The organism is Bradyrhizobium genomosp. I (2014), from assembly GCF_000261685.1.
Lineage (GTDB): Bacteria > Pseudomonadota > Alphaproteobacteria > Rhizobiales > Xanthobacteraceae > Bradyrhizobium.
In genome coordinates, this window is sequence record NZ_AJQE01000044.1 from 1 (window position 1) to 23,979 (window position 23,979).

30 protein-coding genes and 2 pseudogenes are annotated in these 23,979 nt (G+C 58.9%); 17 read left to right on the plus strand and 15 right to left on the minus strand.

Annotation, left to right across the window (positions count from 1 at the left end):
• Nucleotides 1-644: IS66 family transposase (gene tnpC, locus IC50_RS04710; protein ID WP_035701250.1), on the plus strand; the 644-nt coding region annotated here is incomplete at its 5' end.
• A 72-nt stretch (nucleotides 645-716) separates the two neighbouring features.
• Here tnpC and IC50_RS04715 read toward each other — a convergent pair.
• A complete protein-coding gene (locus tag IC50_RS04715; RefSeq protein ID WP_081492349.1) occupies nucleotides 717-2,192 on the minus strand; it encodes an IS4 family transposase in 1,476 nt (491 codons plus the stop codon).
• A gap of 330 nt (nucleotides 2,193-2,522) precedes the next feature.
• Between IC50_RS04715 and IC50_RS38810 the strand changes: the two are divergent.
• Nucleotides 2,523-2,804 (plus strand): annotated as a pseudogene (locus IC50_RS38810) (SDR family oxidoreductase); the annotation flags it as partial.
• Here IC50_RS38810 and IC50_RS04720 read toward each other — a convergent pair.
• Nucleotides 2,800-3,325 (minus strand): annotated as a pseudogene (locus tag IC50_RS04720) (transketolase); the annotation flags it as partial. The pseudogenes IC50_RS38810 and IC50_RS04720 overlap by 5 nt on opposite strands.
• Before the next feature lie 50 nt (nucleotides 3,326-3,375).
• Here IC50_RS04720 and IC50_RS42945 point away from each other — a divergent pair.
• Entirely contained in the window at nucleotides 3,376-3,546 is a 171-nt protein-coding gene (locus IC50_RS42945; RefSeq protein ID WP_244429538.1) for a sensor histidine kinase, read from the plus strand.
• 68 nt (nucleotides 3,547-3,614) lie between these two features.
• Here IC50_RS42945 and IC50_RS04725 read toward each other — a convergent pair whose 3' ends face one another.
• Nucleotides 3,615-4,757, minus strand: a complete 1,143-nt coding sequence (locus IC50_RS04725) for an AI-2E family transporter (RefSeq protein ID WP_440588135.1) — start codon at nucleotides 4,755-4,757, stop codon at nucleotides 3,615-3,617.
• A 118-nt stretch (nucleotides 4,758-4,875) separates the two neighbouring features.
• The gene (locus IC50_RS04730; RefSeq protein WP_035701255.1) at nucleotides 4,876-5,880 is read right to left on the minus strand and encodes an alpha/beta fold hydrolase; all 1,005 of its coding nucleotides are present in this window, start codon (nucleotides 5,878-5,880) and stop codon (nucleotides 4,876-4,878) included.
• A gap of 172 nt (nucleotides 5,881-6,052) precedes the next feature.
• Here IC50_RS04730 and IC50_RS42340 point away from each other — a divergent pair, with 172 nt between their 5' ends.
• Nucleotides 6,053-6,217 (plus strand): hypothetical protein, encoded by a 165-nt coding sequence (locus tag IC50_RS42340; RefSeq protein ID WP_167381024.1) that lies wholly within the window; start codon nucleotides 6,053-6,055, stop codon nucleotides 6,215-6,217.
• 894 nt (nucleotides 6,218-7,111) lie between these two features.
• On the plus strand, nucleotides 7,112-7,519 hold the full coding sequence (locus IC50_RS41080) for a hypothetical protein (protein WP_157460852.1): 408 nt from the start codon (nucleotides 7,112-7,114) through the stop codon (nucleotides 7,517-7,519).
• Between the two features lie 252 nt (nucleotides 7,520-7,771).
• Here IC50_RS41080 and IC50_RS41085 read toward each other — a convergent pair whose 3' ends face one another.
• Entirely contained in the window at nucleotides 7,772-8,029 is a 258-nt protein-coding gene (locus IC50_RS41085; RefSeq protein WP_157460854.1) for a hypothetical protein, read from the minus strand.
• A 275-nt stretch (nucleotides 8,030-8,304) separates the two neighbouring features.
• Here IC50_RS41085 and IC50_RS04740 point away from each other — a divergent pair, with 275 nt between their 5' ends.
• Nucleotides 8,305-8,550, plus strand: a complete 246-nt coding sequence (locus IC50_RS04740) for a DUF6894 family protein (protein WP_035701094.1) — start codon at nucleotides 8,305-8,307, stop codon at nucleotides 8,548-8,550.
• A gap of 114 nt (nucleotides 8,551-8,664) precedes the next feature.
• On the opposite strand, the gene IC50_RS42345 is transcribed toward IC50_RS04740, so the two are convergent.
• A complete protein-coding gene (locus IC50_RS42345) occupies nucleotides 8,665-9,012 on the minus strand; it encodes a hypothetical protein (RefSeq protein ID WP_081492350.1) in 348 nt (115 codons plus the stop codon).
• A gap of 346 nt (nucleotides 9,013-9,358) precedes the next feature.
• On the opposite strand from IC50_RS42345, the gene IC50_RS04750 reads away from it, so the two are divergent.
• From IC50_RS04750 to IC50_RS04760, 3 genes are all read left to right on the plus strand, one after another.
• Complete coding sequence (locus IC50_RS04750) at nucleotides 9,359-9,625, plus strand: hypothetical protein (RefSeq protein ID WP_035701096.1); 267 nt, start codon at nucleotides 9,359-9,361, stop codon at nucleotides 9,623-9,625.
• Entirely contained in the window at nucleotides 9,618-9,914 is a 297-nt protein-coding gene (locus IC50_RS04755) for a hypothetical protein (RefSeq protein ID WP_035701097.1), read from the plus strand. The genes IC50_RS04750 and IC50_RS04755 overlap by 8 nt, the downstream gene beginning before the upstream one ends.
• A gap of 61 nt (nucleotides 9,915-9,975) precedes the next feature.
• Entirely contained in the window at nucleotides 9,976-10,254 is a 279-nt protein-coding gene (locus tag IC50_RS04760; RefSeq protein WP_035701100.1) for a DUF1488 domain-containing protein, read from the plus strand.
• A 495-nt stretch (nucleotides 10,255-10,749) separates the two neighbouring features.
• Here IC50_RS04760 and rpsU read toward each other — a convergent pair whose 3' ends face one another.
• A complete protein-coding gene (gene rpsU, locus IC50_RS04770; protein ID WP_014491574.1) occupies nucleotides 10,750-11,028 on the minus strand; it encodes a 30S ribosomal protein S21 in 279 nt (92 codons plus the stop codon).
• Nucleotides 11,029-11,464: 436 nt separating this feature from the next.
• Between rpsU and IC50_RS04775 the strand changes: the two genes are divergently transcribed.
• From IC50_RS04775 to IC50_RS04785, 3 genes are all read left to right on the plus strand, one after another.
• Nucleotides 11,465-11,674 (plus strand): cold-shock protein, encoded by a 210-nt coding sequence (locus tag IC50_RS04775; RefSeq protein WP_035701260.1) that lies wholly within the window; start codon nucleotides 11,465-11,467, stop codon nucleotides 11,672-11,674.
• 95 nt (nucleotides 11,675-11,769) lie between these two features.
• Nucleotides 11,770-12,012 (plus strand): hypothetical protein, encoded by a 243-nt coding sequence (locus IC50_RS04780; RefSeq protein WP_014491576.1) that lies wholly within the window; start codon nucleotides 11,770-11,772, stop codon nucleotides 12,010-12,012.
• Nucleotides 12,013-12,067: 55 nt separating this feature from the next.
• On the plus strand, nucleotides 12,068-12,283 hold the full coding sequence (locus IC50_RS04785) for a hypothetical protein (protein ID WP_014491577.1): 216 nt from the start codon (nucleotides 12,068-12,070) through the stop codon (nucleotides 12,281-12,283).
• Nucleotides 12,284-12,297: 14 nt separating this feature from the next.
• Here IC50_RS04785 and IC50_RS04790 read toward each other — a convergent pair whose 3' ends face one another.
• From IC50_RS04790 to IC50_RS41090, 3 genes are all read right to left on the minus strand, one after another.
• Nucleotides 12,298-12,480, minus strand: a complete 183-nt coding sequence (locus IC50_RS04790; RefSeq protein WP_014491578.1) for a hypothetical protein — start codon at nucleotides 12,478-12,480, stop codon at nucleotides 12,298-12,300.
• A 304-nt stretch (nucleotides 12,481-12,784) separates the two neighbouring features.
• A complete protein-coding gene (locus IC50_RS04795; protein WP_035701102.1) occupies nucleotides 12,785-13,792 on the minus strand; it encodes a putative zinc-binding metallopeptidase in 1,008 nt (335 codons plus the stop codon).
• Nucleotides 13,789-14,136, minus strand: a complete 348-nt coding sequence (locus IC50_RS41090) for a hypothetical protein (protein ID WP_157460856.1) — start codon at nucleotides 14,134-14,136, stop codon at nucleotides 13,789-13,791. Before IC50_RS41090 ends, IC50_RS04795 begins: the two co-directional genes overlap by 4 nt.
• A 44-nt stretch (nucleotides 14,137-14,180) precedes the next feature.
• On the opposite strand from IC50_RS41090, the gene IC50_RS04805 reads away from it, so the two are divergent.
• Nucleotides 14,181-14,990, plus strand: coding sequence for a transglutaminase-like domain-containing protein (locus IC50_RS04805; RefSeq protein ID WP_035701104.1), 810 nt, complete (start codon nucleotides 14,181-14,183; stop codon nucleotides 14,988-14,990).
• A 60-nt stretch (nucleotides 14,991-15,050) separates the two neighbouring features.
• On the opposite strand, the gene IC50_RS04810 is transcribed toward IC50_RS04805, so the two are convergent.
• The 4 genes from IC50_RS04810 to IC50_RS04825 form a co-directional block, all read right to left on the minus strand.
• Nucleotides 15,051-15,290 carry a DUF6894 family protein gene (locus tag IC50_RS04810; RefSeq protein ID WP_081492351.1) on the minus strand — a complete coding sequence of 80 codons (240 nt, stop codon included), beginning with the start codon at nucleotides 15,288-15,290 and terminating at the stop codon, nucleotides 15,051-15,053.
• A gap of 475 nt (nucleotides 15,291-15,765) precedes the next feature.
• Entirely contained in the window at nucleotides 15,766-16,002 is a 237-nt protein-coding gene (locus tag IC50_RS04815) for a DUF6894 family protein (RefSeq protein ID WP_014491583.1), read from the minus strand.
• A 259-nt stretch (nucleotides 16,003-16,261) separates the two neighbouring features.
• Nucleotides 16,262-16,495, minus strand: coding sequence for a hypothetical protein (locus tag IC50_RS04820; protein ID WP_347369230.1), 234 nt, complete (start codon nucleotides 16,493-16,495; stop codon nucleotides 16,262-16,264).
• A gap of 223 nt (nucleotides 16,496-16,718) precedes the next feature.
• Nucleotides 16,719-17,978 carry a GAF domain-containing sensor histidine kinase gene (locus IC50_RS04825; RefSeq protein ID WP_028160170.1) on the minus strand — a complete coding sequence of 420 codons (1,260 nt, stop codon included), beginning with the start codon at nucleotides 17,976-17,978 and terminating at the stop codon, nucleotides 16,719-16,721.
• A gap of 90 nt (nucleotides 17,979-18,068) precedes the next feature.
• Here IC50_RS04825 and IC50_RS04830 point away from each other — a divergent pair, with 90 nt between their 5' ends.
• The 3 genes from IC50_RS04830 to IC50_RS04835 all read left to right on the plus strand — a co-directional run bounded on the left by IC50_RS04830 (nucleotide 18,069) and on the right by IC50_RS04835 (nucleotide 21,186).
• Nucleotides 18,069-18,464, plus strand: coding sequence for a response regulator (locus IC50_RS04830; protein ID WP_081492352.1), 396 nt, complete (start codon nucleotides 18,069-18,071; stop codon nucleotides 18,462-18,464).
• A 587-nt stretch (nucleotides 18,465-19,051) separates the two neighbouring features.
• Entirely contained in the window at nucleotides 19,052-19,249 is a 198-nt protein-coding gene (locus IC50_RS38825; RefSeq protein ID WP_080669694.1) for a hypothetical protein, read from the plus strand.
• Between the two features lie 737 nt (nucleotides 19,250-19,986).
• On the plus strand, nucleotides 19,987-21,186 hold the full coding sequence (locus IC50_RS04835) for an IS256 family transposase (RefSeq protein WP_035701106.1): 1,200 nt from the start codon (nucleotides 19,987-19,989) through the stop codon (nucleotides 21,184-21,186).
• Nucleotides 21,187-22,576: 1,390 nt separating this feature from the next.
• Here IC50_RS04835 and IC50_RS04840 read toward each other — a convergent pair.
• Nucleotides 22,577-22,780: a CsbD family protein gene (locus tag IC50_RS04840; RefSeq protein ID WP_035701108.1), complete on the minus strand. Its 204-nt coding sequence runs from the start codon at nucleotides 22,778-22,780 to the stop codon at nucleotides 22,577-22,579.
• Nucleotides 22,781-23,675: 895 nt separating this feature from the next.
• Here IC50_RS04840 and IC50_RS41095 point away from each other — a divergent pair.
• On the plus strand, nucleotides 23,676-23,879 hold the full coding sequence (locus IC50_RS41095) for a hypothetical protein (protein WP_157460858.1): 204 nt from the start codon (nucleotides 23,676-23,678) through the stop codon (nucleotides 23,877-23,879).
• The last annotated feature ends 100 nt before the right edge of the window (nucleotides 23,880-23,979 follow it).

Below are 23,979 nucleotides of genomic sequence, written 5' to 3' on the forward strand. Positions count from 1 at the left end.
AAAGGAAAGCAATGCCGATCACGCCGGCATTTTGCCTGGCCCATGCGCGGCGGGGATTCTTCGAGCTGGCTGACATCGCGAAAGCCGCCCGGGAAGGCAAGGGCAAGCCGGCCTCCCCGATCGCGCTGGAGGCGGTCAGGCGTCTTGACGCCCTGTTCGAGATCGAGCGCGCCATCAACGGCCGTAGTGCCGACGAGCGGCGTGCCGTGCGCCAGGAGCGGAGCAAGCCGCTGCTCGACGACATGTACGACTGGCTGCTCCGCGAGCGAGAAAGCCTCTCGCGCTCCGCCGAGGTCCTGAAGCCCATGAACTACATGCTCAAGCGCTGGGACGACTTCGTCCGCTTCCTCGACGATGGCAGGATCTGCTTGACCAACAATTGCGCTGAGCGTGCATTGAGAGGCATTGCCCTGGGAAGGCGCAATTGGACCTTCGCCGGCAGCCAACGTGGCGCCGACCGTGCCGCTATCATGCTGACGATGATCACGACCTGCCGCCTCAACGACATCGATCCCAAGGCCTGGCTCGCCGACGTCCTCGCCCGGGTCGCCGATCTTCCTACGTCGCGGCTGCACGAACTGCTGCCCTGGGAATGGAAGCTCCTGCACCAAGCCGGCAAGTCCGCCGATCAGCAAGCCGCCTGACCTTCACGCAACGCCATCGTAGAACTCGCCGTACTCGCGCGCATGCGTCAATCAGGCGGCCTTCGTCGTCTTTCAATTACCCACATTTCCAGCAGCTGCGATTTCGGCGCCAAGTTCGATATCTGTGAGTCTCGAGAGGCCGCGCCAGATGACAACATTTCCAGGCGGCGGATCGCCCGCCCTGGCCAGGTAGCCACCCAATCGTGCAAGTTTGGTAAGATAAAATGCAAGGGTTCCAGGACGACATCGTCGATGGCTCGCGCCGCTGATGAGTCGATCGAGCAATGCGATCTCGGTGTCCGTCAATGCGAGCTTCGGTGACGCGTCTGGGGCGATGCGATTGAGCATGGTGAGCCAGAGGACGCGCCAACTGAGAATGCAGAAGACCGCCATTAGATTGGCAAGTCGCTCCGCGGTCCGGAGTTTTGAATCTTCGGCCTTGCAGCCCGATTTCAGGATCTTGTGGAACACCTCGATTTTCCACCGCATGGCGTACCAGTTAATCTTCTCGATTGCTTCGGAGCGACTGCGGACGGCTAGGTCTGTGATGAGCTTCCACTCAATCGGTTTACGGCCCTTTGGCGTACCGCGCTCGGTCGCATGGATTATCGTCAGGTCGAGGGCTGGATAATGTTTCTGCTTGCCGATGGGAGGCAAAACCGCGATCCGCTTGAACTTGATTTCCAGCGCGACCTTCGTCGTCTCACCCTTGTCGTTGCGCACGTCGATGTAATGCAAGCCTTTGACGCTGGTCTCTTCCATCTCGGTTGCAATCGTATGACCGCCATCGCCTGCCAGCCGATCGACGCAGGCGCGGACAAGGAAGTGAGCGCCAAGCTCCTGCGTCAGGCAATACAATTCGTAGATGTCGCTTTCGCGGTCACCAATATGAATGCAACGCTCCGGTTGTCCGAGCCGCTCGATTGATTGCCTGAGATTGTCGAGCCAGCGAACGCTTTCCTTCTTCTCAATCGGAACGCGGGTCGGGTTAATCTTCTTCTTGAGCTGCGCCGTGCCTTTGAACTTTTTCCGTGTCCAGAACTTCACCGCCGCCAATCCCAGCGGCAGGCCCTCGACAGTCACGGCGAGACTGGAATGCATCAGCATTCCGCAGACCGTGTGATGGCGCCAACGGCCGTCCTTGTCCCGGCCGCTGTTGACGCTCTTGGTCAGGCCAATAGCGCTCGTGTTCGCGCGCTGGTAGGAGAATTCCGTCGTGTCCTGAATAAGGAGGATCGGGCCTCTACAATCATCGTAACGCGCGCGCGTGGCGGCGAAGTGACCGCTGAGGATGTCGGCCTCCTCCACGCGCTCGTTGGCGAAGAAGCGGTAGGCCGCCTTCGTGTTCGCCCAGTCCTGGCACGCGAACGGTATGCTCCCGCCCATGCCGTCACCAATTTGCTTCAACAGCTCGCTAAATCGTTGACCGAGACGGGCATCCTTGAACGCTGTCCTGTCGATCTCGCGCTCCGTCCAATGTTCGACGGCACTTTCATCACCATCATCCGGGCCGGCCGAGCAACGACACGCCGTTCCGCTTGAACACATCAAGGCACCTCGCCGTCGCGATTCAGGTGCCCGACAATGAATCACAAGCGATTCATCCGATTCAAGATTTTTCGATCAGGGCTATCGCCATCGAATCAAGCATTTGTGGGTAATTGAAAGCTTCGTCGTATGCGTACGGCTCATTCGCCACATCGCGGAATGATCCGTGCGAGCAGCGGCTTTCAAAGGCGCGAATTGCCGATATCGGGACATTCGACAGCATTCCATAAGTGAGCCAGAATCGATCAGTGACAACTGTGCGTTTGTCGGCTGCGCGCCCGCGGGGCATTTTTAGCCTTGCCAAGGAAAAATAATTTGCGGAAGGAACTGATGCTGCTCAGCGGCAAGACAGCGTTCATCTCGGGTGCGGCCTCACCGCGCGGCATCGGGCTTGCCACGGCGCGCCGGTTCGCTAGCGAGGGCGCGCGAGTTGCCATTCTCGATATAGATGCCGCAGAGGCCGCGGGTGCAGCGACCGCTCTGGGTGCAGAGCATATTGGGGTGTCGTGCGATGTCGCCGACAAGTCATCATGCGAACGGGCGGTCGCTCGCGTAATCGAAGCATTCGGCGGCATCAATATCCTGATCAATAAGGCCGGCATCACCCAGCCGGAAGCTTCTCGACCAGCGGCTCGAATGCCATCACCTGTGTCGAACGACCGTCGTCATGCTGATTGTTGACGTCGACAATGCCGCCCAGATTGTCGAGCTTGCAATGGCCCGCCGACTGGATGGCCTTCCCAGACCGAGCCTTCGCCCAGCTCGCCGTCGGAGAACAACGTGTACACCCGCGCGTCGGATTTCTTGCGCTTGAGCCCGAGGCCCATGCCGACGGCCATGCCGAGCCCAAGTCCGAGCGAGCCGCCCGACATCTCCATTCCAGGCGTGTAGGAGGCCATGCCCGACATCGGCAGGGGGCCCTCGTCGCTGCCGTAGGTTTCGAGTTCTTGCTCGGGGACAATCCTCGCCTCGATCAAAGCCGCGTAGAGCGCAATGGCATAGTGACTATTGGAGAGCAGGAAGCGATCGCGCTCTTCCCATGACGGATCTTCCGCCCGGTACCGCATCGCAACGCGGTGACGCACGGAGCAACCGACAAACCCATCGTCGTTCACGCCGAGACGCGAAGGGATCGTTCGAACTCTGGGTCGCCAGTGCGGGTGAGGCGATTCCGGAAACGGTGATGGATAAGTTGTTCGAACCTTTCTTCCGCGGCAAAGCTCGTGCGAGCAAGCAGGGGCTTGGACTGGGACTCTACATCGCCTCTCAGATCGCAAAGGCCCATGGGGGCGCTTTGACCGTCGCATCGAACTCCGCTGGAACCCGCTTCACCTTCTCTATGCCTCTTGCGTAGCCTGCCAGCACTGGCCGTGCCCCGCCGGCGGCACGTCCTCAATCCATCACCGAGACGCGATACTGCGATTATCCTTCGATGACGTGCCCCAAAGCCCTTAGCGGACGGACGCGATCGCTGACGATCTTCAGGATGGCCAGCATTGGAACGGCCAGGATCGCGCCGGGCACCCCCCACATCCAGAACCAGAACACCAGCGACAGGATGATCAGCACGGGATTCAGGGTGAAGCGTCGCGCAAGAAGCATGGGAGTCAGGGTCTCGCCCTCGGCGAGGTGGATGCAGAAGTAAAGAATCGCGGGCAGCAAGGCCCACCACAAGCTGTCGAAACTCAACATTCCGGCGAGCAGGAAGATGACGGTTCCCAACAACGGCCCCAGAATTGGAACGTAGTTGAGCAGGAAAGCAGCGGCTCCCCACAACAAGGGATCTCCAAGCCCGCAGAGGTACATCGCAGCCGCCGTCGCAATTCCCACCGCAGCATTCATGGCCGTGATCGTGAGCAGATAGGCCGATATGTCCGCTTCGATCTGCTGGAAGATATCCACGGCCTGCCTCTTGTCGCCAAAATTCGGCAGCACCTCGACGATGCGTCGTAGAAAAATGTCGCCTGCGACCAAGAGGAAATAGAGCACCAGAACTGTCGTGAACAAGCCGTCGAGCACGGCGCGCGTTCCGGCAAAGAGCACGCCGGTCAGACCGAGATTACGGCGAACCGAAACGGTGGGCTCCTTGGTTCCGGGAGAATCCGCGACGTGCTCAGCCTGCTGGACAGCCTTTTGCAGCGCTTCAATCGGGCGCTTCAGGACGACCAGATGAGTTTCCAGGCGCGGTAAGCCCTCCGGCAATTTCCCCGCCCACGTCGCGGCGGGTAATGACAGGGCCGCCACAAAGCCGACGAGCGCTCCGACGACGAGCAAAATCGCCAGGAGTGCCCCGACGGCGCGGGGTAGGCCGATACGTTCGAGCAGATCCACGGCAGGTTGCAGAATGAGCTGCAACACGAAGGCGAGCACCACGGGCAGTATGATCGGGCTTGCCACGTATACCGCAGCCAGTACGGCCAGTGTCAGCAGGCTACCGAGAAAGAACGTCTGCGGACTGGACGGCAGCGGCATCTCGACATTGTCGACCGCCTGCGTTGGCAAGGCCCCCGATTCCGACGTGTCGGCGTCCTGCCCTGGCGACGAGGGGGCCTCCTGCGGCAACATCGAAAGCGAAACCAAGGGTTCCTCCATCCGCCACGCAAATCTGTCCTGCCGGAGCCCGGACCCAGCCAGGTATCCCTGCGCGGTCATGGCGGCGGTACGCGCCACCGCATACGACGGACTAGTGCAGGGTCTCGGCAGCGGCTTCGTCGATAGCCGCCATCAGATCTCGCGTGGCAGACTGTTGGATCATATGCCCGGCTCCACGAATGCGGTGCAGCTTGCTCTGCTTGACCTCGTCGTGCAGCCTGGCCGATTGCTCATCGATATCGATCAGACGATCATCCTCGCCCGCGAGTATGATCGTCGGCATGTCGAGTTCGCCGTAGGTCTTCGAAGAAGCAAATGCAGCGGGAACCATCAACGTCGATTCCGCCGCACTGGCGCGGAGCTGTGATGGCCGGACGGCCATTTCCTTCGGAAAGCCGGCGAATTTTCCGGGGACTGGTTGCGGGCCGAACACCTTGCGCAACATTGCCGGCCACATCAATCGACCCAGGATCGGTGAGACCGTGTAGCTGATGATATCGCCAAGCGCGGGTGTAGCGGATAAAGATGAGGCCACTGCGTCGGCTCGCGCGGTCGGAAAATAGTATCCCGATGCCAGCACCAGCGCTTCGACGAAGGAAGGATGCCTTATCGCCAGCGCAACCGCGACCGACGTCCCCCACGAATGCCCGAGTACGATGGCTCGCTGAACGCCCAGCCCATCAAATGCCTTCCTGAACAGGTCCGCCTGTGCCTCCGGCGTCCAAACCACGTTTCGCGGCCGCAGGCTATGCCCAAATCCCGGTCGGTCGAAGACGATGACCCGGTAATTCTCGGCTGCCAGATCGATCAGGCCGCTCGACTCGAAATCCTGGATCATGCTGCCATTGCCGTGGAAGAGAACCAGCGGCCGGCCATTGCCGCGCTCCACATAGTGCAGCCGAACCCCGTCGACGTCGATGAACCGACCCTGTGGCGGGTTATCACGCTGCGCTTTCTCGGCAAGATGCCGGTTCGCGATCGCCGTCGCCGCCACAAGGGTAGCGGCCCCAGCAAAGGTGGCGATGGCGGGATATCGCCTGAAGGCGGCCAGACAGTCGGACAGGAATGCGGAAGAACGTGTTTGCGAAAAAGCCATGTGCAACACCTCAAGTGGTCTGCACGACGCCTCACGCCAATGAGAAATGTTGCAGGTGATGCTCAACGGGGACGAGCGAGCTTTCGTTCCACGCGGTAAATCGCAGCTTTGGGAACATAGAGACCTCGGTCCCGTTCAACATTGTTACTCTTCCCAAGGAGTGACTGATCCAATGACTAACAACAAGAACTCGAATGAGAAGCAGCCCGGCGAGAACCCCGATGGCAAGTACCACTTCAATCCCGGAAATATGGCAGGGAAAACGCCGGAGGATGCGGAGCAGAGCGACAAAAATCGCGGCACTCCGCATGATCACAAGGAAGAGCCCGCCGGTTAGAACTTGTCGATGAGGCCGCCGCTTGGCGGTCTCGCTTTCTCTCGCTGTGGCCGGTGAAGGGCACGGCCGCTGTGATGTTGCCCAGACTCTTACTGATGACCGTTCTATGCAAACAGAGACATCCATGGAGCCGGAACGAAAAGCCCCGGCCACGAGCGCCGGGCCGATCAGAAGCATGAGTCCAAGTCGGGCAATAAAGAACAGAGTACGCGTAGACAGCTCTGGCTGTCCAAAAAGGAACAGAATGCGGTCCGCTGGCACTCGCCGCCCAACTGTGGGAATATATAGCTAGGGTCATACAGGTCTGAGCATCGCAGGGCGTCCGATCCAGCCGATTTGTGGAAGGCTTCGTCTAGGGTGACGTCGTGCGGCAATGAGTCCATCCAGATTGCCCGAATGGTCTCCACGCAGGCTGATTGAGCAATTTGGTACAGCGTCTATCGATCGACATGCTTGGCTTCCTCCTCGATCCTCCAAGTCAAAGGCGACACCATGGACATCGCCCAGGAGACAAAGGCGACCGCGCGCTCCGTGCGGGCAATGGCCCCTTGACTTCAGCTGGGGCGGCTGGGTAACCGGTGGGTCCGCAGAGACTCTCGCTGCAAACCGCGCTGCGACCGCCGTCATCGCAACTCTCACACCCATCTGCGTTGAAAAGTTTCGACAGGCCGCTGATGCCTCGGCGACCCTGACCGAAATGATGAAGGCGACCTATGTATCGGAACAAGGCAAGTTCGTCGAAAGGGAAGGTTGGCCGCGAAAAAGCGGCGGAGCAACGCGGATACACTTGTCTCGAAGGAGGAGTTTCGCAGCCGTTCGACTCGAAGAAAAGCCCTGATAGCGCCCCCGCGGAAGCCAACTCATTTCCGCAACTCGTTGAATCGGAGAGACAAGGTGCAGATCGAGATCCTGCGCAAGCGGCTCAAGCTGACGGATGAGCGGTTTACCAGCGTCCTTCGCAAACTGGGCATTTCGATCTCGGCTATCGCCAAGGAAGCCTCTACTTTGAAGCAACGAACATCAGCCCATGAAGATCGTACTTGTCTTGCGATGCAATTGAGTGTTGTGTCGATAGTCCGGCCGATTGTCCCAGTAGCTCAATTGCGACAGATGCTTCCAGACTCGTCGGCGTATCGCCAACGATATAGCGCCCGGGCAACCGGATCACGCGGCGCGAACATGGCTGGGTTACTGACTGCCGGCCGGTCATCACTCATTGAACACCAGCCGTCCGCCTTAATGCAGATCTCGACTCGAGCGTCCCTTTGCGCTCGATACGGGTTATTTGTCCCTCCGTTGTGAGCTTCCGTCCATTTTGCCGCATCGGAGGCCGTTAACTTGTCTGCATCATTCTCGCACTGCTTTGCGATCTGAATCAGACGGTCGCGGGGAAAAGCATAGTATCTCACGGCATGGGGTATCAGCGCGAGCGCAATGGCTGCTACCAACGTGAGCTTGATCAATCTCAGCAAATGGCGCCCCAACCGGCAAACAAAACAGTAGAAGAATGCTCGACAGGCTTCACCTCGGGGCCGCACGCTGCGCTGAGGTATTTCACCGCCTCACAGGCTCAGTCGGTTTCGCGGTATCCCATGGGCGTTTGCCGGACGCGTCACGATCCCATGGGCGCGCAACCGATGCTGATTTCTCTTCCAATACATCTTTAGCGCGTGCGGCCTTGATCTGGTCGCGAATTGACATTTCTGTTGCAGCAGGCGCTTGCTCGGCCGCTCGAACATTGGCACTGGATGACAAGAAGAGGATCGCGCCGACCACCAAGATCTTTTCCATCAATGCCGATAGCACGATCACCCGTTGTTGTCCGATCTATCTTCGACCCCAGCGCGGAGCTAACAACAACGATCGCCTTCCACGCAACGCAGTCGACGCAGTGATAGTCAGCCGAAGGCTGCCGTGCAGCTTACGCAGGTGTGCCAGGCTAGACAGCGGACTTTGAGATCCTCGTGCAGGCCGTCGGACCAGCAACCATTTTCTGCCACATCTCTTGTCCTCCATCCCCGATCGAGGCTGCACAAGGGGCATCGGTCGCTGGCACATGGAACTCCCGTCTGTCTCCGGAGTGCGTCATGACCCGGTACTATTTCGATCTCGTCGACGATGACGGCCTGTTCCTTGACGAGGAAGGTCTGGAACTTGCTGACTTTCAGGCGGCGCAGGTCGAGGCGGCGAAGTCATTGGCCGACATGGCACGGGATGCGACGTATGGATCTGGCAGTTCTTCAAGGCGCCATATGGCAATTGCGGTACGGGACGACGCCGGTCCCGTGATGCATGTGGGGTTCGAATTTGGCGACGGAGGGCGGCAACAGTGACAGGGCCTATGGGTGCCGGCGTTGCTCCTCGATCCACCTTCGAGCATCCATGAGGTGGCCCCTCGTCGCGCCGCAATAGCGGTCAAGCGTCCGCCTCACGCTTGACTGCGCCGCCTACCTCTTTTTTGCCGACCCGAAATCCGGCTGCCAGGCCACCTCTTTCCGGCTGGGCTGTGCTGCGATCACCTTGGCTTTTTCCTTCTTCGGCTTCTTGGCTTCGCGATTGCCGCGTTGCTGTCCCTTGGCCATGACGTCCATCTCCTGTTGGGATTCAAGTTCTTTCAGTTCGTCCGACTGCAGGATGCGCCCGCGAGGCGTGCAGACGCGGACATCCATGTAACCGTCGCGCAGCAGCTTTCGCGCGAGCCGCAGTGCAACGATCGCGCTGCCACGGCCGAGATTGGCGCTGCCATATTCGTTGGTCCCCATGACCAGGTAAGGCACGCGCGTTGCCTTAGCCATTGAGGATGGCCGCAGCACACACCAGAAGCAAAAGGAATAACGGAACGATCATCGGCGGGACCATCCATTCCGAGGCGCGAAAACGCGACATCGAGCGCTCCTGCAACTCTGTCGGCGGGAGCGCACGTGACCCTCAGTCACCGGTCGATGCCGTTGAGAAGTGCGGTGATGCGACAACCCTACGCCTGCGAGGCGCCAATAGCGAGCGCTAAAACGCAGTTCGGGCAAGGCTGCACTGCGACGTCAGCGCGCGGCAATGGCGAATGTGCTGGCTATTGCTCAATGACGGGCGCATGGTCGTCGCTGTCGGTCGGTTGGGGCCCCTCTTGCAGAAAGGCAGGCGTGCATGACCATCCGCTCACGGCGAGAGACCGTCACGTTCAGACATCCGTTCCGAATCCGCGGCATCGAGCGGCTGCTGCCCGCCGGCGCCTACGAGATCATCACTGATGAAGAAACGATCGAGGGTCTCACCTTCTCGGCCTATCGCCGCATCGCGACGATGATTATGGTGCCGGCGGAAGGCGTTCGCGACTCAATGGAGATGCTCTCGATCGGCTCAGTCGATCTCGCCAATGCGCAGGCTGCGGATGCGAGCGCCGCGCATGACTGACCATCCCGTAGATCTCGACAAGCATCGCGGCATGGCTGCGCAGAAGGCTACCGATCTGCGCCGCGCGCTGGTAGACGTCGAGGCCCATGTGAGGGAATTGCGTGAGCGGGAGGCCGAACTTGAACACTGCATGATGACGGTGCCCGCCGCTTCCTGGCCGGAGGCTGCGGTCAAGGCGCGGCACCTGCTCAACCTCTATGCCGCGAGCCTGCCCGCCGAGGATACGAGGCACCGGGCGCTGGTCGCGTCGTTGCTCGACGACTTCGTCCGGCTCTCGGGCGAGGACTGACGGCAGAGCAACTCTCCGCACACGCGATCATGCCAGCAACGGTCACTTAAAGGAGGAAGCCATGACGCTCACGAGCGGTCGCTACATCGGCCACGAATATGACCGGATGATCGTGCTGTTCTCGATGCAGGACGGCGGTAAGGAAATTCCCTGCGCGATCGCGACCACCGCGATGGACTATCTTGAGCGCGGCCCGCAGGTCCGCCCCGAGCAGCGCGAAGCCCAATTCGTCCGCCTACGCGACCGCATCGAGGCCCGCGCGGCCAGCAAGTATCGAGCGACGGAACTTGAAGGAGATCCTCGGGGTATCGTGCTGCGCGGCATCGATTTCAGAACCTAACAACTTGCCATGTCGTGATCTGGGAAACGCTTAGGCGAATTCTTCACAAGTTGGCCCCGGCGCCCGATAACTCGCCCAGCAGAGACGGACAGGCCGATGCTCAAGACAACGTCAATGCGTTCTGGACGTCGCAAGGAACCCGTAGGCGACTGAAGGCCAGTTAACGATCAATAGTTTTTCTTGAACGATCGACGCGGACGGCCCTGAACTCCGATGGTCCCTCGATCAAACGCTGCCTTCGCATCGCTTGATCATCGCCCTTCGCAGAATTGTCCGCCCTCTCGTCTATAACTTTGCCAGCCAGGTGAGCGGCACGCGCGCGTTGGGTCAGAATGCGATGATCACTCGTGCCCGTCTTCGTCATCTCGATCCCCTGGATTACAGACCGCGACTGAAATCTGGCAGCTACGCACCCCCGCTTTTGCTGCGTCGAACTCGGCGCAACCACCATGGCAATTAATCTATGGCAATAACGTTCCTCTACGCGCATTCCCGTTACGCGCGCTCCTTGCCGGCGATCTGCGGCAAGGGAGGCTTGCGCTCGGGAAGCTTCTTTTTCGGGGGCGCCGGCAGCAAACCTTCCCTGATGGCCTGCTTCCGAGCGAGCTTACGGGCCCGGCGAATAGCCTCGGATTTTTCGCGCGTCTTTCTTTCGGAAGGCTTTTCGTATGAGCGCCGCTGCTTCATTTCGCGAAAGACACCCTCGCGTTGCATCTTCTTCTTCAGAACACGAAGGGCCTGGTCGACATTGTTGTCGCGAACAAGTACCTGCAATTGACATTCCTCGCTGGGCTGCGAATGCGCAAGTCCTGCATGCAGCCAATTGCGCAGGAGTCTCGTGGCGATTGCGATGATGGGAGTGACGGCGTCTTCTTCCGCCGGCCTCGAACAAGCCGGTCTATGCGTCACGGCAATCAAGTTCGGTAGAGCAACGTGACCACTGTCAGCCGCGCTGTCAATGGATAGAGCCGTTCCCACACGTCGTTTGGAGCCCTCGATCGTAAAGGAACGTTCGCCCACACGCGCTCGTGTAGCGGCGCTCTCGGAAACAATTTTGAGTGTTGCCTTGCAAAAAGCCGAAAATGATATATATTAAAGAAATTCGATTAGCCGCTGTGCCTTGTTGAGGGCTCCTTTTCCAAAGACATCGACGAAGTTGAAGTAATCGCGTGCTCGTCACGCGATGCGCCGCGCGCTTTGGAGAATGAAAATGACGACAGGTACTGTTAAGTGGTTCAACGGCCAAAAAGGCTTTGGATTTATCGAGCCGACCGACGGCAGCAATGATGTGTTCGTTCACATCAGCGCGGTCGAACGGGCTGGCCTTGCGGGTCTCGCCGAGGGCCAAAAGGTTAACTTTGAGGCCAAGACCGACAAGATGCGCGGCAAAGTGAGCGCCGAAAACCTCTCGCTGGCTTGATTTGTCGATGCCGCTTAACGGATGTACTGAAACGGCAGGCTGCCCGCTCGATCTTCGGATGGAGCGGGTTTTGTTTTTCATAATGCGGGTTGAGGATGATCGCCAGGAAATCGGCAGAGCCGTCGCCCGAAGGCATCGCGCGCTCGAACCGCAAGCGATTGGCTGCTGAAGACGGCGCGCGGGCATTGGCTGACGCGGAACGGCAGGCCATCGAGGTGCGAAAGAACATGGCGCGCCTCCGCGAGCTGCGTGAGGCCAAGGAAGTTGCCGACATCGCGTTTCGGGCATCGCTGCCTGCGCCCGCACCGACGAAGCGCAAAAACAGGTCGGCGCGATAGTCGAACTCGCGATCGCACGGCATCATCGTGAAACCGAATTGCACGGGCTGGGTGGATGCCTAGAGTCAAAGCAGACGGCGGGGGAACGATCACTTTCATGCTTGCGCTTGGCGCAGCACGGCAGATGTGCAGGCTTACAACGACGTTTCAGACCGACAAGCAGGCCTTCAGTTATCTTCACAAATATCGAAAAGAATTCGAGCATATAGCCCGTGCGCGGCTCGCCTCCGGCGAGCTCGAAAACGGAATCGTCGTGCTCTCGATGCTCTAAATCGAGAGCGACGATTATGCCCGGGAGTCTTTCGGCTTGGCTTCACGCGCCAATCGGGCCGCCTTCAGACGCTCGTGATTATCGTGCAGGGATTGCTGATCTTTCGCGTAATCGGTCATTGGTTTTTCTGTTCGCACCAATTTGAACGCGTTGTTCGCCTCCCGCAGATGCCGGGCAGCCTTCGCTTCGTTTTTCATCATTTTGATCTCCAGGAATTGGATCAGCGCCGGTCTGGGGCTCGGATATTCGCCATGACAGCCCAAGCGATATTTGCCAGGAGCAGCGTGAACGCTCCGCTTTGCGCCAGATCTTCCGCGAGGTCTCAGCGCGTTGTCGAACAACGGCAAGCGGACGCTGCCTATAGTTATCAACGCTTTCGCGGGACGCATGTTCCGAGGGGCGAGCCGAAGCCCACGCCGCCGCTCGTCTGCCAGACGTTCAGCTAAAATCGCAACCAGTGTGGCGCCGCTCACGAGCTAAGCGCTTCCACCAGAACTCAGGTTAGCACATCATCGGCGCTGTGTGCGCGTTTCCTTGCCGATTCCTGAAGGCGGTAATCGCCATATGCACCAAGTGCAGTTTGCCCTCGACTGCGGGTGAAATGTCGAACGGGTACGCGTCGGCAAGACCAAGTGAGCGGTTGAGGCGGTTGATCGTTAGAGCGAGCGGGGTCCACAACTCAAGGAGCGCACTGAAATCGCTTTCCAGATATGGGTCATTCAGCGTGTGCTTTCCGCGCGCGTCCAACGACAACGGAAGTCCTGCCAGGGAATCCAGGGTCGAGACGATGTGCAGGAAGTGAGCGAAAGTCTCTGCCCAATCCTCCCAGGGATGAGACGTCGCATACATGCTAATGTGACTCGCCGGATCGCAAGACCAATCCTGACGGGCATAATAATAGGCAAGCGCTGCCTGGTAGTTCTCTGTCTCGTCGCCAAACACCAGCCGAAACGGCGCTCGAAAACCCGCTTCGTGGATCAGGGCATTCCAGTAAAAGTGCCCTATCTCGTGTCGAAAGTGACCAAGCAGGGTGCGATAGGGTTCGCGAAAGGAAACACGCCTGATCTCGCGTTGTACGTCATCGGCCTCCGCAAGGTTGAGCGTTATCAGGCCGGATTCGTGACCGGTCAGGACCGGCCCATGCTCGTCCGAGAGAATCTCGAATGCCAGGCGAAATCCACCCGCGAACGCGATCGGCACGCGAAGCCGTCTCAGGTCGTAGATCAGCCTGCGCTTGGCTTCCTCCACGCGCTTCCAAAGGGCTACGTTACGGGGATTCTGTGTGGCGGGAATGACATGGGTCAGGGAGCAGGACATGCAGTAGGAAGTCGTGGAACCCGCGCACCAGTTGCAACCGATGATATTCCGATTGACGCATTCAAGGGCACTTTCCGCACCGATCATCGCCATATTCTCGGGATCGAAGATCAACGGCTGCATGCAGCCGTTGCATTTGGAGAGCTCGAAGGCCGATAGTTGCCCGCAATGAGGACATTTGAAATCTCTCATGATGGCGCACGACCATTGAGGGTGTCGATCAACGCACGTTGCTTCTTCAACGCGCGCTTCCTCAGAATATCAGCATCAACCTCGCTCACGGTTCGACGCGCGCCATGGTAAGAGGCCTTCTCAGATACAGGCCGCACCCCCCAGTCTGGCGTGGGTTGAATGGACATGGGCGTGACTCCGGATCGCATTTTCATCTTCAACAAAGCCTTCAGTTTGAAACGGGTTCCGGTCAGGCGCTGGGCGGATGTTCTCCACTCAATCGAGCATACGGCTGGCGGTCGGGACAGCGATGACATACTGTTCACACCCGAGCGCTCGCAGCCTTCATCGGCGACGATGCCCAAATGGGGTTCGTAACGATCGCAATCATCTCTTTGGAGCTACTTCCATGAAGATCCGCGTCGGCTTCGAGATGATCTACGACTTTCCGCAACCGACCCCTCTTATCGCAGTTGTCGGCACTCACTTCACACGGGCATCCGACATTGTCCTGCCCGATCATCTTGTCAGCGAGCCGTCGGTGCCGATCACGCCCTACCGCGACGGTTTCGGGAATTGGTGCAGTCGTCTTGTCGCGCCAGCCGGCCGCATGCGCCTCTCAGCGGACGGCACAGTCCGAGACAGCGGTCTACCCGACGTGATCGTACCATCGGCCCAACAGCACGCAGTGGAAGATCTTCCGTCGGACACCATCGTATATTTGCTCGGCAGTCGGTATGTCGAGACTGACCGACTTACCGACGTGGCGTGGAAGTTGTTCGAGAAGACCGCGCCCGGTTGGGCACGGGTCAAGGCGATCTGCGACTTCGTGCATAACCACATCGCTTTCGGCTACGAGCACGCCCGCCCGACCAAGACCGCCTGGGAAGTGTTCAACGAAGGCAAAGGCGTTTGCCGGGACTATGCACATCTGGCTATTGCGTTCTGCCGCTGTATGAACATTCCTGCGCGCTACTGCACCGGCTATCTCGGTGACATCGGCATGGCGCCTCCATATGCCGCCGGCGATTTCGCGGGCTGGTGCGAAGCCTATATCGGTGGTCGCTGGTACACGTTCGATCCACGTAACAACATTCCGCGGATTGGTCGCGTCCTGATCGCGCAGGGCCGCGATGCCGCCGACGTTCCGATCACCCAGACATTCGGACCCAACACGTTGCTAAGTTTCAAGGTTTGGGCCGACGAACTCACCGGCTGATCGCAAAAGGGCTGCAATGCGACGGTCCATATCGAATCCCCGGAACCGCGAAAGACAGAACTATTGCCCGGCCTTATTCGCTTCGAAGGTCAACGCGGCTTGAAATACGTGCCCGGCTTCCGTTCGAACCTCGATAGCAACGTCCGGCCGGTTATCCTCACCGGCCAAATCGCGGGCCAGTCCCGACAATGTGTGAGCCGCCTCCATCTCAGCCTCACGTTGCGTTGAAAACTCTATTCCGTCTTCGTCCGGGTACAGTTCCCGATCGTCTCTGATATCGAAGAAATATCGGATCATCATGAGCGCCTGTTGGAAAGATGTCTGCGCCAGCGCGAGAGGTCCGCAAGCCGATCCAGGATTCGAATTACATTGGCGGCTGAAGTCCCGGAGAACTGAGCCACCTGTTCACCTCCAGGGCAACATCGATCTGCCGGGCCTTCTGAAGTAGTTCGGCGCGCCGGACGCAAACAGGCATCTCTTGAGCCTGCTGGCGCAAATTGATCGCCTCTTGAGTGAGACGGTATTCGAATGTCGAAGATTGAGACTCGCTACGAACCTGCACGGCTTTCTCCCTTGAATGGGCGGGAGCGCGACAGGCGTTCTCATCACCGATGGTTGCCTCGGGTGGGGCGGTGACGACCTTGATATATGTGCTCGAAGGCGCTCCGACCAGACATGATTGAAGAAATGTTTTTGGACAGCTCACGCTAGTCGAGTGCTCCAACTGGAGCCGGAGACCCAGTCGAGATGGAGGCGTCTGTTCTCACGGGCAGCCTCAATGTTTCGTGCTCTCGCTTCGATAGACGATCGACACGCAGAAAAGCCGTTCAGTCATCGAGCGCACTTCAACCGCCAAATCTGGACGACTGCCTTTGAACACGGACTCTCTGGCGATCCCCGTCAGCGTTTGCATCGCTTCAACTTCAGCAGCCTTCTGATTGGGCAGTCGTAGTCCTTCCTCGTCGGCGAAAAACTCGCGGCCACTCTGGATGTCAAAGAAATAGCGTTCCATAAGAGCACTCCACTTCCGTGCAGGCGGGAGCGCTCTCGGTCTCTCAGTCACCGACGCCTACGGGACAAGCCTCGGCCGGTGATCGGAAGACAATACGCCAGCTCTAACATGGTTGCCAGAGATTCCGGGGCCAGCCGGGTCTAAGCAGCGGCAACTTGGACAGGCTGCCTCCGTAAGCGCCTCAGAATCGAATTCGAGCCATCGGGCATCGACCACGATCACCTGACTTGGTCAATGGATCGTTCCGACGACAAGACTATCAGACCGGTAGCTGTAATTCCGGCGAATGCGCCCATTCATCCAGGTGGCAGGCGACATCGGCCTGATGGGCCTTCTTGATCAGCGCATCCCTTTCTGGTCCCGGCGGGAGCTTGGCGGCCTGGTCAAGAACTTCTTTGGACCACGCTGTTAGTCGCTCCTGCAACGTGAGTTGTTGTTTGAAACGACGTCGCTTCTGCATGGCGTTCATCTCCAAGTTGATGGCGACAACCATCGATCTGCTCCGGGCAAAGCCGCGGGCTCACGGTGAACATAACGCTCAAAACAGACAGGTTCAAACCATAACAAAGATCAATGTGACCGAAAAAATCTGGCGCAGGCCACACAGCAGCTCGCCGTTCTAATGCCAGATTCGGCTGGCCGACAGGCCGAGACAGAGAGCTTCTCGGTGTCTTGAGCTACTTACTCAATCTACTATATCTGCCCCCAGGAGCGTCCTAAGTCGTTGCAGGCATGCTGAACTCAAAAATTGTCTCTTTGCCGCTCGAGACGACCTTAAGCGTCCCGTCATGGGCTCGCGCAATCTCGGATGCGATGTAGAGGCCGAGACCTAAACCTTGCTGGCTGGGACGGTCGCCGCGGGTGTAAGGCAGAAACAGGCTTTGCATCGCCTTGTCCGAGATCGGCGTACCGTAGTTTGTCACCCTGAGGGTAAATCTTCCATCGCTCGTCCTTGCCGAAACAATGATTGGCTTGTCGATGTCGCCATAGGTGACCGCATTCCCGAGTAAATTGGAGAACAATTGGCTGATCTTGATGCGATCGCATCGAACCGGCTCGTTTAGGGCAATATCGGTCTCGATGTTAAGGCTTGGCCACGCCAGACGCATTTCGTTGATGACGTGTTCGATCACGGGGGTCAGTGGCTCGTTTGCGTCGGGCCTGATCGTCAATCCGCCGCCGAGGCGGCCGCGGGCAAAATCCATGATGTTGTCCACCAGACCCGCCATTCGCATCACGGATTTCTGGATTGATGCGACGATGTCGGGCGCTCGCTCGCTATTCGCATTCTTGAGGAGAACACGCATGCCGCCGGCTATTGATGCCAGCGGATTGCGGAGGTCGTGTCCCAGCACGCCGATAAATTGCTCGCGCAGCTCCGACGTCTTCCGTTCGTCAAGAAGATCGGCTCGGGTGCTTTTCAGGTCCGCTTCGGCAGACTGCCGCCCCACCTCACTGGCCAGCAGGCTTTCTGATCTCTTGGCAAGGTCGGCCTGGGATTGCTCGAAGCGCTCGTTGAGATCCAAATGCGCAGCGATCAATTCCCCAAAAAGCCGCAAGCTTTCGACGATCTCAGGTCGATTTAACTCACGCGGTCGCGGATCGATCGCGCAGAGCGTGCCCCAGATGTCTCCGTTCGCACGCTTGATCGGAGCTGAGATGTAGCTCCTGAAGCCATACATGCGTGGCGTCGGGTGATTGCAAAATCTGGAATCCGTCTCGACGTCATCGATGACAACCAGTTCGCCGTGGCCGCGAATTTCATTGCAGATCGTCGTTTCGACGTGAAGCTCGCTCCCTTCCACGAGGCCGAAATCTATGCTGTCGCGAACAGCACAGCACAACCAGCGATCGCTGGTCACCCTGGCGACCGCTACGAAGCCCATGCCCGTTAAGCGGGTTACGGCATCCAAAATTTTCGGAACAGCATTGATTTGCTGAACGGCGGTGATTTCGCCGCTAAGTTCGGTTATCATTGAACTATACTCAGGGGAGCATCTGGATTCCTGACCCAACTCTGGAAGAGATAGAATGTTCTCGGAACAACGCGAGGCGGGAGCCGTTGCGTGTTGACCTCTAGAGTAAAGTACCCCTATTCGGTGGCTCACAAATTTGTTGTTTTGATAGTCGAGGACGAGTTCCTCATTCGTCTGAACGCGGCTGAGATGGTACGCGAGCTGGGCTACGAGGTCGTAGAGGCCGCCGATGCGGATCACGCAATCGAGCTCCTGGAGAACACCGCCGATATAGCGATCGTATTTACCGATATCCAGATGCCCGGCTCGATGGATGGCCTGGGACTTCTAGCCACCGTTCGCGACCGTTGGCCTCCGATCGCACTGCTGGTCACTTCGGGCCAGGTAGAACCTGCCGTCGAGGATCTTCCCGCCGGAGCCCGCTTCCTGGCCAAGCCCTATGTGCAGAGGCAGCTCGGCCAGCATCTCCATGCTCTCACCGGATGATGGCCAGCCGCCCGTCCCCTGTGTTTTGATTTCGATGCGGGCCTGCGAAGGTTTGGAAAATGGTCAATCATGCAGTGTGCTTAAAGCGTCTATCTGGGTCAGAAGGACAGCTTACACTCTTGCCTTGGCGGGAGTTCCCAATGCCTGGCGAAATTGGCTTCCGCATAGGCGTGATCGTACTCGGGACTATCCCGGTCGTGTTGGTGATCGCCGCCGTTTTTTGGAAGTGAACCGCCCGATCCGGAGACGCAATCGACTGCCAATCTACTTTCGGCAGCAATGGACCAAGATTGATCTGGCTCGGTGGTAAGAAGACTGCTATAGCATTGGTATCACCGCGCGCTTAGTGGCTGTTATCGGTGACTGAGAGCTTTGCGCTCCCGCCTCAACCCAGTGAAGGCGGTAAGATGTCAAAATCCGACAAATTCGAAATCCGTGAGTGGCTTGTGCCGCCGCTATTGGTGCCGGTCTTCCTCGCACTGCTGATCGCGGTTGTGGCTATTCTGTAGCTGCAAGCGGTTCAGCAACCATGCGTTCAAAATGCAAATCGAATGCCTGGAGCAAGTTTGGGCCAATGGGAGCCGATAATGGCAAACACCGCAATCATCAGGGATGCCTACGGCGTTCCGGCAATTTTCGTTGGCTCGAAAACAGGCCGGGACGATGCGCCTTTTGTTTTCGTGAGCGTCGGGGGTGAGGAGCGCCGGATGCGCTGCTCTGAGTGGGATGCTCTTCCAATCTGGACCGGCCAGCGTCCTTCTTGGGTCAACAAAGGTGGATCATGACGGGACCTTCGGTGTGAGCAGAACTCGATCCGGTATGCGGACGGCGGCGCTCCTGCTCGCGTCGGGATTAAGCACATCTGCGTTAGCCGCTTCCGTAGCGGAACCGAATTGCAGCGCGATCGAGAGCACCAGTGCCCGGCTCTCCTGTTACGATGCGGCGTTTCCGCCAAAGGCCAAGAAGCCCGCCGAAACCGATAGTGCCCCATCGTCAGGGTACAAGGACCCATTCGTTGCGGAAGAGGCTCGAACCGCCGCAAAGCTGAAGAACATTTGCCGCGGTTGCTGAGCTTCGCCGACCGAGCGGGCGTATCCGATCATGTACGCTCCTATTTGAGGGTTCAATTTGATGACGAACGAGGATGCAAGAGGTCGTCGGACGGGCCGCCAACGAAGGCGAGCCCTTCGTTTGGCGGGTGCGGTGTTGGATGACAGGGCCGACAGCTCCGCGAGCTCGCAGGAGCACCAGATGCGCAAGCAGCGTCTTCTCGACGGGCCCGCGGAGTTTCGGGAAGTTCGAGTCGATCGTTCAGAGAAGACTTCAAGCGACGCTGATTGATCAGCGTTTCTCGCTGCCTACGTGGGTCGTGTCCCGAGGAGTGGTGTAGCTGATCAGCAAAGCCGCCCGGACGCGCGCCCTCACATAGCGCCGTAGCGGTCGGGCGGCTTTGCGGGTGGTCACCGATGGTTCGTCGGTAAGGTTGGGATTGCGACAGCCAACCTGATTCGAGGATCCACCGATGACCGACGACATGATGAACCTCCGCACGCTCGTAGAGAAGACCCCTGATGCCGATCTGCTCCGCGAGATGATCGGCTTTGCCGCCCAGCGCCTGATGGAGCTGGAGGTCGAAGGCCAGACCGGGGCGGCCTACGGGGAGAAGACCCCCGAGCGTCTGGCGCAGCGCAACGGCTACCGCGACCGGGTCTGGGAGACCCGGGCCGGCGCAGTCGAGCTGCGGATTCCCAAGCTGCGCAAGGGCTCCTACTTCCCAGGCTTCCTGGAGCCGCGCCGGATGGCCGAGAAGGCGCTCACCGCCGTGGTGCAGGAAGCCTATGTGCAGGGCGTCTCGACCCGATCGGTGGACGATTTGGTGCAGGCGATGGGGATGAGCGGCATCTCGAAGAGCCAGGTGAGCCGGCTGTGCGCCGAGATCGACGACAAGGTAAAGGCGTTCCTCGGCCGCCCGATCGAGGGCGACTGGCCGTATCTGTGGATCGACGCCACCTACGTGAAGGTGCGCCAGAATGGGCGGATCGTCTCGGTCGCGGTGATCATCGCGGTCGGCGTCAACAGCGACGGCCGGCGCGAGGTACTCGGCATGGACGTCGGCCCGTCCGAGGCCGAGACGTTCTGGACGGCGTTCCTGCGCAAGCTCGCCCGCCGCGGCCTGCGCGGCGTCAAGCTGGTCGTCTCCGACGCACATGAGGGCATCAAGGCGACGGTGGCCAAGGTGCTCAACGCCTCCTGGCAGCGCTGCCGCGTCCACTTCATGCGCAACGCTCTCGCCCATGCCGGCAAGAGCGGCCGGCGCGTCGTCTCCGCCTTCATCGCCACCGCGTTTGCCCAGGACGATGCCGAGGCCGCAAAGACGCAGTGGCGCAAGGTCGCCGACCAGCTCCGCCCCAAGCTGCCGAAGTTGGCCGGCTTCCTGGACGAGGCCGAGACGGACGTGCTCGCCTACATGACGTTCCCGCCGCAGCATCGCGCCAAGCTGCACTCGACCAATCCGATCGAGCGGCTCAACGGCGAGATTAAGCGGCGCACCGAGGTCGTCGGCATCTTCCCCAACGAGGACGCCATCGTCCGCCTCATCGGCGCGATCCTGCTCGAGCAGAACGACGAATGGGCGGTCCAGCGTGCCCGTTACATGACACTGGAAACAATCGCCCCGTTGAGCGATGATCCAACCGTCAGCCTCCCGGCTATCGCCAGCTGACCGATCCGGCACCCGCCGGCGAACGCGGTGACCCTCCGCCAGCTACACCACGACGCGGGACACGATCGCCTACGTGTTGTTTCGTCGCGGAGCGATGACGGTGCATGGAACATCAGGGTATTGAGTATACGGTGGTTCAAACGATCAATCCAGCTGGCTGGAAATGGTCGTTTGAGCGAGCCGGTCGGTCATCGAAAACAGGCATCGGCTTCAATCGAGCAGAGGCTATCATCGCAGCTCAACGTGCCATCATCCCATGGCTCAGGGAAAAGCAGCTTCGATCAAATACGCTCGGTCTGCGACCTACCGATTCTTGAATTATCTTTGACCTCGGGCGTTGCCACTCGATGCCGATGAACCTTAGGGCGACACGTCGGGACTAACCTTTGTCGGGATTTTACCCTCACCCTCCCGAGGCTGGTGATCCGCCGCCTGCGCTTTATTTAAGCGGGCGGCGTTTTTTGTTCCCTTTGTCCCAAGCGATGACTCTCTGACAGATGTTTGGGTTTGCTATCGGCGCATCGCCATATATTGCGCTGCCGACGCGCCTCCATCGGCACAAGGCTGACGTCGCTCGTATCATCGTCGTTCAAGGTCGGCGACCGATCCGTTTCAAGCCACGGTCCGCGATCGACGAAGGATTCGTGCTCATTCGTAAGCCATTCGTCGTGCAGGAGCTCGCCGGGACATTTCGCAACTCTCTTGGGCAGCAGGCAACCAGCCGCGAACGCGTACGCGAACAAGGATGATCGCCTCCCCGGCCGAGGAAGCGTTGCTTTTGCTCTCGCTGCCTGCTCCTGGGATTATTTAGTCGTTAACATCATCCAGAGGCGCACTTAGTGCCAGTCAGTTCCGGATTGGGAATATCTCGGCGCACCATCGGGGAACCACACAACTTTTCCGGGAGCCACCTTGGCTATTTCGATCGCGTCGCAGGCGCGACTCTGCGGGTGGCCTTTTTCGCGGACCGCCCTACTTGTTGCATGGGCAGCAATGGCCCGCTGTTGCAGTATTGCTAAAGGCTCTTGCTCCAGCCTTGTGTTGGAGCTTTGATGACATACCCTCGAGACGACTGCGTCCAGGACGCGAGCAAGCACTAAGCCCCCCAAGCTGAAGCTTGGGCCTTACACTCCGAACGAACGCCGAATGTGACGGAGCATGGCGAGAACGCCCTCCGTGTAGAAACTGTAATTGTAATATTTATCTGCGGCCATTGCCAATGCGAGTGCAAAGACCGCAGTAAAAATGCGCTTGCTCATAATAACAAGGATGATGACACGGGGAAACTACGATTTGGCTAATCAGACCTTCGTCGGTTTTTCCCGAATCTTAGGCTGGCGGTACTTAAGTAATTCCATAAGAAAAAGGGCCCGCGCGGAGCCCTTGCTCTTCACCACTTCTGGCGGCCATACCAGTCGTCGACTTCCTTCTTCGCCTGGTCTTTGGCGTAGCCGTAACGCTGTTGCAGGCGACCTTCCAACTGGTCTTGTTTACCTGCAATGACGTCAAGATCATCGTCAGTGAGCTTGCCCCACTGCTCTTTGACCTTGCCCTTCATTTCCTTCCAGTTACCCTCAACACGATTCCAATCCATTTGCTACCTCCCTCGGGTGTATCGGCTAGCAACCAAATGGGGCTGTGTTCGTTCCCGGCTTCGCCATGTGGTCGAGGAGTCTACAAGGCCGGGGCGCGGTAATTGCGAAGACCCTGAGGACGTGGAGATTTGGGCGACGGCTCGCTGAAGCTGCAAAATGACTGCAGACGGCCAAGCGCGACAACCCAGGCGCCGAGCGGGAGGAGAGGACGGGACGCCGGGGCCGCGAGCGCGCCAATTCGAATACATCTAGCGCACCAACCGCCCAACAGGACGAGCGCTGCCGTCGTTCCTAAGGCTAACAATAGGCCTTTAGATCGACTGTGCACTTTGGTACTTAGGAACATCGCTCTAGCGCGAGGTGATTCGGTGCTTGAGATGGTATTGATCATGACGGGCATCGGTACCGCGACGATGGCAATCATAGTCGCAGGTTTAGAGTGGCAAGCGCTCTTCGACTATTGGCGCTCGCGCGGCAAACACTCGTAATTTTACGAACGAAGTCGACAGCGGCCGACTTGGACGGCCTGCATGTTTTGCAGTCAATCTTGGGCCAAGTCACGTGACGTTGGTGAGCTTTTAAGCGCAGATCAGTCAGCCGAATCCTATTCCGAGCCGTATCTCGATGGCCGCAATCCGAAACCGCAATCCCGCTGTGGCTGTCCATCCCGCGCGTTCTCGCGTGCCGGCGAGGCCGTTTTTGGACCTGCAGTTCACAGGAAGCCGCGGCCTCGGTCTGAACGGAGCTGCAAGATACGCAAGCGGCCACATGCTGCCGCCCGTACCAGGCGAAGCTGCCTCGAAACCGTGGCGAAACCGTTTTGCCCAGCCTGCGAAGACCAGTTGCAACAGAACGGGTGCGTCCTAAGCCAGCCAACCAACGAGGGGCCTAGCCATGTCAAAGCTGCTGGACCTGCTTTATCACGAATATACCCGTTCTCGCGTGGCAGAAATGGAAGTCGCCAACGGCTTTGGTGAGGTCCGGAAAATGGCAAACTACCGCCGCAGTGAGGACATCGCCAAATCCATTGGCGAGGCGCTTCGATCCGAGGAACAGTCGCCGCGGCAGCGTTTAGCTGCAGGCCCTAGCCGAGCCTAAGGCCATGGCAGATGGCTTCCGCCATTGCCCGGAGCTGGGGACTTTATCTGTTCGTCCAATTGATAGCGCTATCCCGCTTGGTCCAGCGCCCTAGCACAAC